Origin of the sequence: Pseudomonas sp. WS 5027 (assembly GCF_012985695.1) — a bacterium.
GTDB classification, from domain to species: Bacteria; Pseudomonadota; Gammaproteobacteria; order Pseudomonadales; family Pseudomonadaceae; genus Aquipseudomonas; species Aquipseudomonas hygromyciniae.
Genome location: NZ_JAAQWU010000006.1, coordinates 47,344 through 61,887 on the forward strand (window position 1 = coordinate 47,344; position 14,544 = coordinate 61,887).

At 58.9% G+C, this 14,544-nt stretch carries 13 protein-coding genes; 9 read left to right on the top strand and 4 right to left on the bottom strand.

The features are described from left to right. Positions 1-2 precede the first annotated feature (2 nt). Both moeB and HBO09_RS09580 read right to left on the bottom strand, forming a co-directional pair. On the bottom strand, positions 3-1,862 hold the full coding sequence (gene moeB, locus HBO09_RS09575) for a molybdopterin-synthase adenylyltransferase MoeB (RefSeq protein ID WP_169992646.1): 1,860 nt from the start codon (positions 1,860-1,862) through the stop codon (positions 3-5). 26 nt (positions 1,863-1,888) lie between these two features. Beyond that, positions 1,889-2,782 carry an EamA family transporter gene (locus HBO09_RS09580; protein ID WP_169992805.1) on the bottom strand — a complete coding sequence of 298 codons (894 nt, stop codon included), beginning with the start codon at positions 2,780-2,782 and terminating at the stop codon, positions 1,889-1,891. A 159-nt stretch (positions 2,783-2,941) separates the two neighbouring features. On the opposite strand from HBO09_RS09580, the gene HBO09_RS09585 reads away from it, so the two are divergent. Beyond that, a complete protein-coding gene (locus tag HBO09_RS09585) occupies positions 2,942-4,366 on the top strand; it encodes a PLP-dependent aminotransferase family protein (protein ID WP_169992644.1) in 1,425 nt (474 codons plus the stop codon). A gap of 243 nt (positions 4,367-4,609) precedes the next feature. On the opposite strand, the gene HBO09_RS09590 is transcribed toward HBO09_RS09585, so the two are convergent. Next, positions 4,610-5,428, bottom strand: coding sequence for a pyruvate, water dikinase regulatory protein (locus tag HBO09_RS09590; protein WP_169992642.1), 819 nt, complete (start codon positions 5,426-5,428; stop codon positions 4,610-4,612). 178 nt (positions 5,429-5,606) lie between these two features. On the opposite strand from HBO09_RS09590, the gene ppsA reads away from it, so the two are divergent. The 8 genes from ppsA to HBO09_RS09630 all read left to right on the top strand — a co-directional run bounded on the left by ppsA (position 5,607) and on the right by HBO09_RS09630 (position 13,736). Beyond that, positions 5,607-7,982 (top strand): phosphoenolpyruvate synthase, encoded by a 2,376-nt coding sequence (ppsA, locus tag HBO09_RS09595; RefSeq protein WP_029298284.1) that lies wholly within the window; start codon positions 5,607-5,609, stop codon positions 7,980-7,982. Positions 7,983-8,081: 99 nt separating this feature from the next. After that, entirely contained in the window at positions 8,082-9,071 is a 990-nt protein-coding gene (locus HBO09_RS09600) for an alpha/beta fold hydrolase (RefSeq protein ID WP_169992640.1), read from the top strand. 229 nt (positions 9,072-9,300) lie between these two features. Further along, positions 9,301-9,792, top strand: a complete 492-nt coding sequence (gene rraA / locus HBO09_RS09605) for a ribonuclease E activity regulator RraA (protein WP_169992638.1) — start codon at positions 9,301-9,303, stop codon at positions 9,790-9,792. 24 nt (positions 9,793-9,816) lie between these two features. After that, entirely contained in the window at positions 9,817-10,812 is a 996-nt protein-coding gene (locus tag HBO09_RS09610; RefSeq protein WP_169992636.1) for a zinc transporter ZntB, read from the top strand. 85 nt (positions 10,813-10,897) lie between these two features. Next, positions 10,898-11,143, top strand: a complete 246-nt coding sequence (locus HBO09_RS09615) for a hypothetical protein (protein ID WP_029298275.1) — start codon at positions 10,898-10,900, stop codon at positions 11,141-11,143. A gap of 2 nt (positions 11,144-11,145) precedes the next feature. Then, entirely contained in the window at positions 11,146-11,970 is an 825-nt protein-coding gene (locus tag HBO09_RS09620) for a mechanosensitive ion channel domain-containing protein (RefSeq protein ID WP_169992634.1), read from the top strand. Positions 11,971-12,057: 87 nt separating this feature from the next. Beyond that, the gene (sigX, locus tag HBO09_RS09625; protein ID WP_169992632.1) at positions 12,058-12,648 is read left to right on the top strand and encodes an RNA polymerase sigma factor SigX; all 591 of its coding nucleotides are present in this window, start codon (positions 12,058-12,060) and stop codon (positions 12,646-12,648) included. Between the two features lie 107 nt (positions 12,649-12,755). After that, a complete protein-coding gene (locus HBO09_RS09630; RefSeq protein ID WP_057444927.1) occupies positions 12,756-13,736 on the top strand; it encodes an OmpA family protein in 981 nt (326 codons plus the stop codon). Positions 13,737-13,796: 60 nt separating this feature from the next. Here the strand turns inward: HBO09_RS09630 and cobA are convergent, their stop codons facing one another. Further along, positions 13,797-14,534, bottom strand: coding sequence for a uroporphyrinogen-III C-methyltransferase (cobA, locus tag HBO09_RS09635; protein WP_169992629.1), 738 nt, complete (start codon positions 14,532-14,534; stop codon positions 13,797-13,799). Positions 14,535-14,544 lie beyond the last annotated feature (10 nt).

Sequence of the window (14,544 nt, forward strand, 5' to 3'; positions counted from 1 at the left end):
GATCAGTACAAAGGCATGTCGGGTTCGACGTCGCGCACCCAGTGTTTCATACCGCCTTGCAGCACCCGGGTGTTGGCAAAGCCTGCGGCCAGCAACGTGCTGGCGGCTTGCTCGGCGCGGGTGCCGGCATAGCAGATCAGGTAATGGGTGTTTTCACGGCTCAGGGTGTCGAGTTGCTCGTCGAGCTGGGCCAGGGGGATGTGCACCACGCCGGGTAGTTGGCAGACCTCCAGCTCGCTGGCGTCGCGTACATCCAGCAGGATATCGGCGCTGCTGCGCTGCTCCAACAGCTGCTTGAGCACCTGGGGCTTGATGTAGTGCTCTTCGGCCAGGCTGGGGGCGCGGACGGTATCGGCACACACGGCTGGCGCGGGTTGGTGTTCTTCACGCAGTTCGGAGCAGCACGGGCAGTCGGCGCGGCGCTTGAACCGGATTTCACTGAACTTCATGGCCAGGGCATCAAAGCGCATCAACCGGCCCGACAAGGATTCGCCCAGGCCGATCAACAGCTTGATGGCCTCGGTGGCCTGGATCATCCCGACTACGCCGGGCAGTACGCCGATGACGCCGCCGGCGCTGCAGTTGGGTGCCAGCTCCGTGGGTGGCGCGTGGGGGTACAGGCAACGGTAGCAGGGCCCGCCTTGATAATTGAACACGCTGATCTGGCCGTCGAAACGGTAGATCGCGCCATATACCAGCGGCTTGCCCAGCTGTACGCAGGCATCATTGACCAGGTAGCGGGTCTCGAAGTTATCGGTGCCATCGATCACCAGGTCGTAGGCGCCGACCAGGTCCAGGGCATTGTCGGCGTTCAGCGCGGTGTCGTAGGTGTTGATGCGGATATGCGCGTTGAGGTCTTGCAGCCGGCGTTTGGCGGATTCGACCTTGGGCAGGCCCAGGGTGCTGTTGCCGTGCACGACCTGGCGTTGCAGGTTGCTGCTTTCCACCACATCGAAGTCCACCAGCCCCAGGGTGCCGATGCCGGCAGCGGCCAGGTACAGGCTGATGGGCGAACCCAGGCCACCGGTACCGATGATCAGGACCTTGGCTTTCTTCAGGTTCAGTTGCCCTTCGCGGCCAACCCCGGGCAGGGTGATATGGCGCACATAGCGCTGCACTTCCTCGTTGCTCAGCGACTCGATGTCCATGCCGCCGGAGGTGGCGAGCAGTACTTCAATCCTGGCCTTTGCGGGTAGTGGCTCGTCGGGGTCGATCAGTTCTTCCCCTGCGGTGAACAGGAAATGCTCCTTGAGCTGGCCGTTGTTTTCGTGGAACAGGTGCGCCCGCAGTTGGGGGTGGCGGGTGCAGGTGTCTTCAATGACTTTGCGCAATGTCGATCCGGCACCCTCGAGGGTCGATTCTGGCAACTTGGCCACGCGGACCAGGATGTCGGGGAAAGAGACAGCGTTCATGTACAACTCCGTTTGCAGGTCGTTGAAGGGGGTGAGGGCGAAGTGCGTGCCATCCCAGGCAAACAGCTTCGACCCAAGGGCCTTGCCCTGGCGGACATCCACCACCAGGTAGCTGACGGGGTAGATCGGTTCGCCCATGTACAGGGCCTTGTCCTGATCCTCGTCGCTGAAGTAGGCACCGACATCGGGGTGGGAGTGATAGATCACCACCACCGGGTTGTCGGTGCGAAAGGCCTTGTTCATCAGCAGCGTGTCGGTCACCGAGAAGGTGTAGCCGTTGGCCGCGCTGCGGGGGTAGGCCTCGGGGTTCTTGCGATGCAACTCGTTCTGGATATTGCTGCCCAGGTAGACGCTGCCGTCTGCGAAGACAAAGCCGCAGCACTCTTCGGGGTAAGTGCTGCTGGCGTGGGCGTAGATCTGTTCCAGTGCGTTTTGGCGGAGGACGTCCATGTTTCTCTCGCGTTGTGGGGAAAGGGTCAGTTGGCTTTTGCCAGCAGCTTTTCGATCGGCAACTTGGTGATGGCAAAGCCGGCCAGCAGGATCGCCGAGTACAGCATCAGGTCCCGGGACAACTCCAGGCCTTCGTACCAGGCGCCGATGATTACGGCGAACACCGGGAAAATAATGAAGACGAACGACAGGATGATCGGGCTCAGGCGCTTGAGCAGCATGAAGTACACGATAAACCCGCCGACCGAGGCCACCAGGCCCAGGTAGAACAGGGCGCTCCAGGACCGCAGGGTGATGGCCTCGAAGGTCGGCGATTCAAACCACAGCCCGGCGACAAACAGCATCAACCCGGCAATCCCGATGGGCAGGGTGTTGTAGGTGATCACGCTGATGGCGCTGCCTTTTTGCTTGGTAATGACATAGCACAAGGCATGCATGATCGCAGCGCTCAGAATTGCCAGTACGCCGAAGAACTCGGCGTGGTCAAGGTGCAGCCCCTGGCTGCGGATAATCATGTACAGGCTGCCGAAACCGATGCCGATGCCGACGACCTGGGAAAAGTAGATGCGCTCGCGCAGGAACAGCGCCGAGAAGATCAGGATGAACACCGGCATGCAGCTGAACAGCAGCGCGGTGAGCCCGGATGAGACATGCATCTCGCCGTAGTTGAGGAGGTAGTAGGGCACGCTGAAGTAGCAAAGGGTCACGAACACAAAGAACCAGCGGCTTTCCCGGGGGAACAGGATCGGCTCGCGACGCAGAAAGGCAAAGCACAGGAACAGTGGGAAGGCGATCAAAAAGCGCAACCCCGCCGACGTCAGGGGCGGCACGCTTTCCACCGCGATCTTGATCCCCAGCCAGGTGGTGCCCCAGCTCAGGCAGACAATCAGGAACATCACACTGGTGATCAGGCCAGCCAGCCATTGTTTGGGGGATTTGGTTTTTTCGGTATTTTCGAGAACGGCGGACATTGGCATCGTTTATTGCTTCCCTGAGCCGGAATTGAACTCTATATTGAACTTGTAATTAGAGGTTTCACCCGGTGATTGAACCCGTAAAGCACACTATTAGGGCGAATGATGGCTGTCAAAACAAATATTGACATGGTGTCAATTATGCGAGAGGGACTGTCCAATGGGCAGGGCGTGAAGTACAAACGCCTGTCCGACGTCATGGAACGGGGCATTCTCGAAGGCTTGATTGAACCGGGGCGCAAACTGCCACCTCACCGGGTGCTCTCCGACAATCTGGGGGTGACCATCGGCACTATCAGCCGCGCCTACGGCGAGTTGGAGCGCCTGGGCCTGGTGGTGGCGCGGGTAGGTGACGGAACGTTCGTACGCAAGCGTGGGATGGAGCGCCAGCGTGACGAAGGCTTTCGTAACGTCAGCGAGGAGCCGCGCCAGTACTTCGATATGAGCCGCAATATGCATATCCCGGGGCAGGAGACCACGTTCCTGGCCCAGGGTTTTGAAACCCTGGCCAAGAATGCCAAGTTCCTGCAGGACATCAGTGCCTACACCCCGGACGCCGGCTTGCCACGTTACCGCGCGGCAGGTGCGCAATGGTTGGTGCAGCGTGACTTTCACCCGATTCCAGAGCAGGTCATCTGTGTCAACGGCGGCCAGCATGGGCTGCTGTGCGCGTTGATGGCGTTGGTGCGTGCGGGCGACACGGTCGTCACCGAGCAATTGACCTATCCGGGCCTGATTACCGCCGCGCGAATGCTCGGCATCCGCCTGATCGGCCTGGAAATGGATGAGGAAGGCGTGTTGCCGGCGGCCCTGGAGGAAGTCTGTCGCAATCACCGGGTGTCGGCCTTGTATTGCACGCCGACCATTCAGAATCCGACCACGGCCGTGTTGTCGGTGGCCCGCCGTGAGGCGCTGGTGAAGGTGTGTCGCGAGCACAATCTGCTGATCTTGGAGGACGAGGCGCATGGGGTGTTGGTGGAAGATCGCCCGCCGCCCCTGAGTCATTTTGCTCCGGAGCGCACGATTCTGATCAGCAGCTTGAGCAAGGCCGTGTCGGCGGGCTTGCGGGTGGGATATGTGCACGCGCCACCAGCGCTGGTCAGCCGTATTTCTGCCGCCCTGCGCTCAACCTGCTGGATGGCCACGCCGGTGACCCTGGAACTGGCCACGCAGTGGATTGAAAACGGCACGGCAGAGTACCTGTTGCATCAGCAGATCCATGAAATCAGCCGGCGCAAGGCGTTGGTCGCAGACCTGCTGACCGGTTTGGAGTACCGAACCCACCCCAACAGCCCGCACTTCTGGATTGAAGTCCCGGAGCCTTGGCGTGCGTCGGAAATCGAGGCAGAGCTCAAGCAGAATAATTACCTGATCGCCACCGCCGAAGCCTTTGCCGTGGGGCAGACCGCGGTACCGCAGTTTATCCGGGCGAGTATCTGCAATACGTCGGGGGATGATCAGTTGCTGAAGGCTGGGTTTGATGCGCTGGCCACGGCGCTGGGGCAGGGTGGGGACCGGTTTCACCTGTGAACCCAGTCGTGGCACACGGGCTTTTTGTGTCATACGGGCTTGTTGTGGCAAATGGGCTTGTTGTGGCGAGCGGGCTTGTCGGAGCGCCGCATCGCCCGCGCTGGGTGGCGAAGCTACCCCAAAAAACCAAGCTATCGCAGCAGTGTCTGACACACCGAGGCATCTTTATTGGGGCTGCTACGCATCCCAGCGCGGGCGATGCGGCGTTCCGACAAGCCCGCTCGCCACATAAGCCGCTACGGGTTATTTGAAACGCCGCTCAACACCCTTTTCTACAAGGATTTTCGCCGAAATCTCTTCCACCGAAAAATGCGTGGAATTGATGTGCGCAATATTTTCCCGGCGGAACAGGTTTTCCACTTCCCGCACTTCGAATTCGCACTGGGCATAGCTCGAGTAGCGGCTGTTGGGCTTGCGTTCGTTACGGATGGCCGTGAGTCGGTCCGGGTCGATGGTCAGGCCGAAGAGCTTGTGCTGGTGGGTGCGCAGCACCGTCGGCAGTTGCAGGCGTTCCATGTCGTCCTCGGTCAGCGGGTAGTTGGCCGCGCGGATGCCAAACTGCATGGCCATGTACAGGCAGGTCGGGGTCTTGCCGCAGCGCGACACGCCGACCAGGATCAGGTCAGCCTTGTCGTAGTAGTGGGTGCGGGCGCCGTCGTCGTTGTCCAGGGCGAAGTTCACCGCCTCGATCCGCTCCATATAGTTGGAGTTATGGCCAATGGAATGGGACTTGCCCACGGAGTACGAGGAATGCTCACTGAGCTCCTGTTCTAGGGGCGCAAGGAAGGTCGAGAAGATGTCGATCATGAAACCATTGGAGGTCGCGAGGATCTCACGGATGTCCTGGTTGACGATGGTGTCGAAAATGATCGGGCGCACACCGTCTTTTTCGGCGGCCAGATTGATTTGTTGTACCATGGCCCGCGCTTTATCCACGTTATCGATATAAGGCCGGGTGAATTTGGCGAAGGTAATGCTTTCGAACTGCGCCAGCAGGCTCTGACCCAGGGTTTCGGCGGTAATGCCGGTGCCATCGGAGATAAAGAAAGCAGATCGTTTCATTTGAGCCTTGGGCCTTAAGCTGATGACGAATCTTGGATATGATAGGCGCGATTTTGCCGTCCCACAGTGGGCCGCATTCTCACTTATTTTCCAGGTCCAGGCCACAAACGCCGGTAAATGCTCCTACTGAGCCACCGGCGCCCTGAGCTTTTCCAACACAGTTAGTGGAGAGATCACCTTGGTAGAGTACGTAGTTTCCCTCGATAAGCTCGGCGTCCATGATGTAGAGCATGTGGGGGGCAAGAACGCATCCCTCGGCGAGATGATCAGTAATCTTGCGGGCGCTGGTGTCTCGGTGCCGGGTGGTTTCGCCACCACCGCCCAGGCATATCGCGACTTCCTCGAACTGAGCGGTCTCAACGACCAGATCCACGCTGCCCTGGACGCGCTGGATGTGGATGATGTCAACGCTCTGGCCAAGACCGGCGCACAGATCCGTCAGTGGATCATGGAAGCCGAGTTCCCCGAGAAGCTCAACGCAGAAATCCGCACCGCCTTCGCCACCCTGTCGGCCGGCAACCCGGACATGGCCGTCGCCGTGCGCTCCTCGGCCACCGCCGAAGACTTGCCCGACGCCTCCTTCGCCGGCCAGCAGGAAACCTTCCTGAACATTCGTGGCGTGGAAAACGTCATCCGCGCGGCGAAGGAAGTATTTGCCTCGCTGTTCAACGACCGCGCCATTTCCTACCGTGTACACCAGGGTTTTGACCACAAGCTGGTGGCCCTGTCTGCCGGTGTGCAGCGCATGGTACGTTCGGAAACCGGTACCGCCGGCGTGATGTTCACCCTGGATACCGAATCGGGCTTCCGTGACGTGGTGTTTATCACCGGCGCCTACGGCCTGGGCGAAACCGTCGTACAAGGCGCGGTCAACCCGGACGAGTTTTACGTGCATAAGCACACCCTTGAAGCTGGTCGCCCGGCGATCCTGCGCCGCAACCTGGGCAGCAAGGCCATCAAGATGATCTACGGCGACGAGGCCAAGGCCGGTCGTTCGGTGAAAACCGTTGATGTCGACAAGGCCGAGCGTGCGCGCTTCTGCCTCAGCGACGCCGAAGTCAGCGAATTGGCCAAGCAGGCGATGATCATCGAGAAGCACTACAAGTGCCCGATGGATATCGAGTGGGCCAAAGACGGCGATGATGGCAAGCTGTACATCGTCCAGGCGCGTCCGGAAACCGTGAAAAGCCGCACCTCGGCCAATGTCATGGAACGCTACCTGTTGAAAGAAACCGGCACCGTGCTGGTGGAAGGCCGTGCCATCGGCCAGCGCATCGGCGCTGGCAAGGTGCGGATCATCAAGGACGTGTCCGAGATGGACAAGGTCCAGCCGGGTGACGTGCTGGTCTCCGACATGACCGACCCGGATTGGGAACCCGTGATGAAGCGCGCCAGCGCCATCGTCACCAACCGTGGCGGGCGTACCTGCCACGCGGCGATCATTGCCCGTGAACTGGGGATCCCGGCAGTCGTCGGTTGCGGCAACGCCACCCAACTGCTCAAGGATGGCCAGGGCGTCACCGTATCCTGCGCCGAAGGCGATACCGGCTTCATCTTTGAAGGTGAGCTGGGCTTCGACATCAAGCAAAACTCCATCGATGCCATGCCCGACCTGCCGTTCAAGATCATGATGAACGTCGGCAACCCCGACCGCGCCTTCGACTTCGCGCAGTTGCCGAACGCCGGAGTGGGCCTGGCCCGCCTGGAGTTCATCATCAACCGCATGATCGGTGTGCACCCCAAGGCCCTGTTGAACTACGACGGCCTGCCGGTGGAAATCAAGGACAGCGTCGACAAGCGCATCGCCGGCTACAACGACCCTGTTGGCTTCTACGTCGAGAAGCTGGTGGAAGGCATCAGCACCCTGGCAGCGGCCTTCTGGCCGAAGAAAGTCATCGTGCGCCTGTCGGACTTCAAGTCCAACGAATACGCGAACCTGATCGGCGGCAAGCTCTACGAGCCGGAAGAAGAAAACCCGATGCTGGGTTTCCGTGGCGCCTCGCGTTACATCAGCGAAGCGTTCCGTGACTGCTTCGAGCTCGAATGTCGCGCCCTCAAGCGTGTGCGCAACGAGATGGGCCTGACCAACGTCGAGATCATGGTGCCGTTCGTGCGCACCCTGGGCGAAGCGAGCCAGGTGGTCGATCTGCTGGCTGAGAATGGTCTGACCCGTGGCGAAAATGGCCTGCGCGTGATCATGATGTGCGAGCTGCCGTCCAACGCCATCCTCGCCGAGGAGTTCCTGGAGTTCTTCGATGGTTTCTCCATCGGTTCCAACGACCTTACCCAACTGACCCTGGGTCTGGATCGCGACTCCGGGATCATCGCTCACCTGTTTGACGAGCGTAACCCAGCGGTCAAAAAGCTGTTGGCCAACGCCATCCAGGCCTGCAACAAGGCTGGCAAGTACATCGGTATCTGCGGCCAAGGTCCTTCCGATCACCCGGACCTGGCCAAATGGCTGATGGAACAGGGCATCGAAAGCGTCTCGCTGAACCCCGATTCCGTGCTGGAAACCTGGTTCTTCCTGGCTGAAGGCCAAGCCTCGGCGTAATTGCCATCTGCCGGTCGGCCTGTAGGGCTGACCGGCATTTCTCATTCTGTACAGGGCGGAACTCCCTCCGGACGCCGCCCTTTTTTGTGCAAGAACATTATGCAAAGCAGCAGCAACCTGTTTCCCGTCGCCTTGCTCAGCGCTGAGCGTCGTGGCGACCTGAGTGAAGATGTCTACCGCCTCAAGCCTGGCAACAGCCCCGACAGCACCGTAGAGCTGGCGGTGACGCGCCTGGGCCTGGCCGATGTCGAGCAAAATCGTGGTGTGCCGGTGGTGCTGGTACACGGCAGCTTTTCCAATCGCCGTTTCTGGTATTCGCCCAAAGGCATCGGCCTGGGTGCGTATCTGGCGCGCCAGGGTTTTGATGTGTGGATCCCGGAAATGCGTGGCCACGGGCTTTCCCGGCGTAACCAGGACTACGCCAAGAATCGTGTCGCCGACTATGCTCGTTACGATCTGCCAGCCATTGCCGCCTTTGTGCGGGAGCAAAGTGCGCAGATCCCGCACTGGATCGGCCATTCGTTGGGTGGCACGACTTTGGCGGCCGCCTTGGGCGGTCAGTATCTGGGCGCGCCGGCGGTGGCGTCGGTGGCGCTGTTTGGCTGCCAGGTCAGCCGCACTTACTGGCCGTTGAAGATTCCGCCGGTGGAGTGGGGTGGGCGCTTGATCTTGAAGCGCTTTGCCCAACTTTCCGGTTCGCGACTCAAGCGTGGCCCGGAAGACGAGCCCATCGGCCTGGCCTTGGAAAGCATGCGCTGGCACGGTTTGTTCGGGCGTTTTGGCGATTCCGAGCGCGACTGGTGGAAAGGCTTGGCTGAGGTCGATGTGCCGCTTCTGGCGGTAAGTGCCGCGGGCGATCATCAAGATCCGGACTGGGCCTGCCGCAAGCTGTTTGACCAAGTGGGCAGCGAGCACCGCCAATACCTGTGCTTGGGGCGCAAGCAAGGGTTCAGCGGTGATTTCGGGCATGTGGAGATGCTGGTCAGCAAGGCGGCGCAGGCCGAAGTGTGGCCATTGGTGCAACGTTGGCTGAAAGATCCCCTGACACCTTTGCCGGGTGCACAGGCGCAGGTGCCTGCGACTGTTTGAGAAAAGGCTCTAAAGAGGGCGTTCCGCTGGAGATTGCTTGCGGCTAAGATATGACGCACCGGGCCATTCTGGTCATATTCAGTCGCGCAGTGGCTATTGCGTTACAGTCTGGCGAGTCTGATCATTGTCGCCCTTGCAGCGGCAGGTCTTAAAGAATGCCCGTTGCGATGCGTTTTCTTGATGTAGCTGTGGATGTTCGACACCTTCTTTCACCGACAGGAGTTTTTCGATGAACCATTACGTTACCCCCGACCTGTGTGACGCCTACCCGGACCTGGTACAGGTGCTGGAGCCGATGTTCGCCAACTTTGGGGGCCGGGACTCCTTCGGTGGCCAGATCGTGACCGTCAAGTGCTATGAGGACAACTCCCGGGTCAAGGAGCAGGCAGAGCTGGATGGCACTGGCAAAGTGCTGGTGGTCGACGGCGGTGGTTCGCTGCGCTGCGCCTTGCTGGGCGATATGATCGCTGATCGAGCCGCAAAGAATGGCTGGGAAGGGTTGGTGATCTACGGCTGTGTGCGTGATGTGGATGTCCTCGCCCAGACCGACCTGGGCGTGCAGGCCTTGGCCAGCCACCCGAAGAAGAGCAATCGCCAGGGTGTGGGCGACGTGGGTGTCACTGTGACCTTTGCCGGTGTGACATTGCGCCCGGGCGAATATATCTATGCCGATAACAATGGCGTGATTGTTTCGCCCAGCCCGCTGAAAATGCCTGAATAACTGCAGTAGTCGACAGGGGTGAGGATGTTCGAGGAAGAAAACGCGCAGTGGGGGCTGGTACATGCCCTGGTGCTGGACGGTAAAGGCGGTGCGCGTTCGATTGCCCGGACTGAGCTTGACGACCTGCAATTGCAGCCCCAGGAAAGCCTGTGGCTGCATTGGGATCGCAGCCATCCCCAGACCCAGACCTGGTTGCGCAAATCCAGCGGCCTGAGCGAGTTCGCCTGCGACCTGCTGCTGGAGGAAAACACCCGGCCACGGTTGTTGCCGTTGCCGGACGACGAGTTGCTGCTGTTTCTGCGGGGGATCAACCTCAACCCGGGGGCAGAACCGGAAGACATGGTGTCGGTGCGTATTTTCGCCTCGGCTGCGCGGGTCATCTCCCTGCGTCTGCGACCCTTGCGCGCCACCGACGAGTTGCTGGTGCAGTTGGCGGATGGAAAAGGTCCCAGGACTGCTTCCGAACTGATCCTGTACATGGCGCAGTACCTGACCCATAAAGTGCAGGATCTGGTCAGCGACCTGTCTGAAATCGTCGATATCGAAGAAGAAAAACTGGATACCGACGAACGGTATACCCCGGAGCATGGCAGTGTCCTACAGATCCGTCGGCGTGCCGCCGCGCTCAAACGGTTCCTGGCACCCCAGCGCGATATTTTCGCGCAACTGACCCGTATAAAATTGCCTTGGTTCGTCGATGACGATGCCGACTATTGGAATGAATTGAATAACAGTCTGACCCGTTACCTGGAAGAGCTGGAATTGAGCCGGGAGCGCGTGGGGCTGGTGCTGGAGGCCGAGGATAGGCGTTTGAGCGTGCGTATGAACCGCACCATGTACCGCTTCGGGATCATCACCGGGATCTTTTTGCCGATGAGTTTTCTGACCGGGTTGCTGGGGATCAACGTAGGGGGGATTCCGTTTTCAGAGAGCCCCTATGGCTTCGCGATTGCCTGCATGTTGATGGTCTCGGTGGCCCTTGGGCAGTGGTGGTTGTTTCGACGTTTACGCTGGGTTTGACCTGAACGTGACCTGAATGGCGAGCAAGGTCATGTGACCCGGCCAATTTTGCCCTCGTCTTTTAAATCACTTGCCAGAGGTCCCTATGCACGATCCGTTTGAACAGTCTTTGCGTGACATGCTTAACGCTTCGCCGTCCAACCGTGACGACGATGCTTGCCTGGGCCGCGTACTGAAAACCGCCAACCGCCAGGTAGGTGCGGGCGACCTGTTTGGTCTGCTCGGCCGCTGGTTGCCGGCACTGATGATGGCGTTGAACAACGGTTCGGCCCACGTTTCACCTGTTTCTCGTCGTAAACCTATTGCTCGCACTGCTGATAAGGCTGATTGAATATGGAACTTGATCTCTGGACGCAGAGTCTGGTCACTGCAATGACTGCGTTGTGGACCAAGGTGGCGAACTTCATTCCCAACCTGTTTGGTGCGCTGGTGCTGGTGCTGCTGGGTTTTGTCGTGGCCAAGCTGCTCGACACCCTGCTCTCCAAATTGCTCGCCAAGCTGGGCCTGGATCGCTTGATGGCCGGCACTGGTTTGACCAAGTTGCTGGGGCGCGCGGGGCTGCAAGTGCCGATCTCGACACTGATCGGCAAGATCGTCTACTGGTTTGTTTTGCTGATTTTTCTGGTTTCTGCCGCACAATCCCTTGGACTTGAGCGAGTTTCAGCTACGCTCGACATGCTGGCGCTGTATTTGCCGAAAGTATTCGGCGGCGCGCTGGTGTTGTTGGTCGGTGTTTTGCTGGCGCAACTGGCCAATGGCCTGGTGCGCGGCGCCGCTGAAGGTGTAGGTCTGGACTACGCAGGCGGCCTGGGGCGAATTGCCCAAGGGCTGGTGATCATCATCAGTATTTCGGTGGCGATCAGCCAGTTGGAGGTCAAGACAGACCTGCTCAACCATGTGATTGTGATCGTTTTGATTACCGTTGGTCTGGCCGTTGCATTGGCAATGGGCCTGGGAAGCAGAGGAATTGCTGGTCAGATTCTTGCGGGAATCTATGTGCGTGAGTTGTATCAAGTGGGGCAACACGTGCGTGTTGGCGAGGTCGAAGGGCAGATTGAAGAGATCGGCACGGTGAAAACTACACTGCTGACCGATGATGGCGAACTAGTGTCGCTGTCCAATCGGGTTCTGCTTGAACAGCAGGTGAGTAGCCGCTAACCCGGTAAACCCTGCTAATGTACGCCGCCGCAAACCTGGGTATCCAGGATGTGGCGGACATTGACCTGACTGTCGGCACGACTTGTTTTGAATAAAGCCCAAACGCTGTCCACGCGCTATGACCCCCGTGAGCTCTCTGATGAGGAGTTGGTCGCGCGCTCGCACACGGAGCTGTTTCACGTAACACGCGCGTACGAAGAATTGATGCGCAGGTATCAACGCACTCTGTTCAACGTTTGTTCAAGATATTTAGGGAACGATCGTGATGCGGATGATGTCTGTCAGGAAGTGATGCTCAAGGTGTTGTATGGCCTGAAGAACTTCGAGGGTAAATCGAAGTTCAAAACCTGGCTCTACAGCATCACGTACAACGAGTGCATCACGCAGTATCGTAAGGAACGGCGAAAGCGTCGCTTGATGGACGCCTTGAGTCTGGACCCCCTTGAGGAAGCGTCTGAAGAAAAGGCGCCGGCACCCGAGGAGAAGGGCGGACTTGATCGCTGGCTGGTGCATGTGAACCCGATTGACCGCGAAATTCTGGTGCTACGATTTGTCGCAGAACTGGAATTTCAAGAAATCGCTGACATTATGCATATGGGTTTGAGTGCTACAAAAATGCGTTACAAACGTGCTCTTGATAAATTACGTGAGAAATTTGCGGGCGGTACTGAAACTTAGTTCGGTGCAAATATCTCTTACGTGTAGGCAAGTTCTGTTAGACTTGTCGCCGAGTTGTCCCCCGGTATGTGGGACTGCTTTACAATCACCAGATGGGGATTTAACGGATGAAACTGAAAAACACCTTGGGCTTGGCCATTGGTTCTCTTATTGCCGCTACTTCTTTCGGCGTTCTGGCACAAGGCCAAGGCGCAGTTGAAGGCGAGCTGTTCTACAAGAAGCAGTACAACGATAGCGTCAAGCACATCGAAGACGGCTTCAATCCTGGCGCTCGCATCGGTTACTTCCTGACCGACGACCTGTCCTTGAACTTGTCCTACGACAAGACCAACCACACCCGTTCGACTGACGGTACTGGCAACCAGAAGATCAAAGGTGATACCGGCAGCCTCGTTGCCCAATACCACTTCGGTCAAGCTGGCGTCGACTCCCTGCGTCCATACGTAGAAGGTGGTTTCGGTCACCAGAGCCGTGGCAACGTACGTGCTGATGGCCACACTGGTCGCGATCAGACTACCTTCGCTACCGTCGGTACCGGCGTTAAGTACTACTTCACCAACAACCTGTACGCTCGTGCCGGTGTTGAAGCTGACTACGGTCTGGACAACGGCAAGTGGGACTACTCCGCACTGGTCGGCCTGGGCGTAAACTTCGGCGGTAACGCTGGCGCAGCAGCTCCAGCTCCTACCCCAGCACCAGCTCCAGAGCCAGTTCCAGAGCCAGAAGCTCCGGTTGCTCAGGTTGTTCGTGTTGAGCTGGACGTGAAGTTCGACTTCGACAAGGCCGTTGTTAAGCCTAACAGCTACGGCGACGTGAAAAACCTGGCCGACTTCATGGCTCAGTACCCAGCTACCAACGTAGAAGTTGCTGGTCACACTGACTCCGTCGGTCCAGACGCTTACAACCAGAAGCTGTCCCAGCGTCGTGCTGACGCTGTTAAGCAAGTTCTGGTTAAAGATGGCGTAGCTCCTAGCCGTATCACCTCCGTAGGTTACGGCGAGTCCCGCCCAGTTGCTGACAACGCAACTGAAGCTGGTCGTGCTGTTAACCGTCGCGTAGAAGCATCGGTTGAAGCACAAGCTCAGTAATTACTGAGTGGTAGAAAAAAGCCCGGCTTAGGCCGGGCTTTTTTTCGCCTGGAATTTGCTTCAGGCGCTGGCCAGCAACGCTGCTTCCACGGCGGTGGCCGCCACTGCACCGATCACCAGGATAGCCGGGCTCTTCAAGGCAAACGCCTTGGCATCATCCTGCATGCACGCCAGGGAGCTGCGGCATTCACGCTGCTGAGGCATTGAGGCGTTCTCGATCATCGCCACCGGCATATTCGAAGCCATGCCACCCTCCAGCAGTTGCTGGGCAATTTCTGAAAGTTTCGCCACGCCCATGTAGATCACTAGCGTCGTGCCCCCGTCGGCCAAAGCCCGCCAATTGAGCCTGCTGTCGTCCTGGGTATGGGCCGTGACCAGTGTGACGCCGCGACTGATCCCGCGCAGTGTCAGCGGTATATCGCAATTTGTCGCACCCGCCAGCCCAGCCGTAATGCCATTGACCAACTCCACACTCACGCCGCGATCCCTGAGCCATGTAGCTTCCTCGCCGCCCCGTCCAAAAATGCACGGATCACCGCCCTTGAGGCGCACCACACATTTGCCTTGGCGCGCGTAACGCAGCATCAGGCGATGAATAAAATCCTGGGGCGTGGAACGGCAACCACCACGTTTGCCGACGGTAATCACCCGTGTACCGGGGCAATGCTCAAGCACCGCCGGGTTGACCAAGTCATCAATCAACACCACATCCGCCTCGTGCAGGGCCCGCACCGCCTTGAGGGTCAACAACTCCGGATCACCCGGGCCTGCGCCCACCAGCCAGACTTTTGCACTCATATTCATTGCC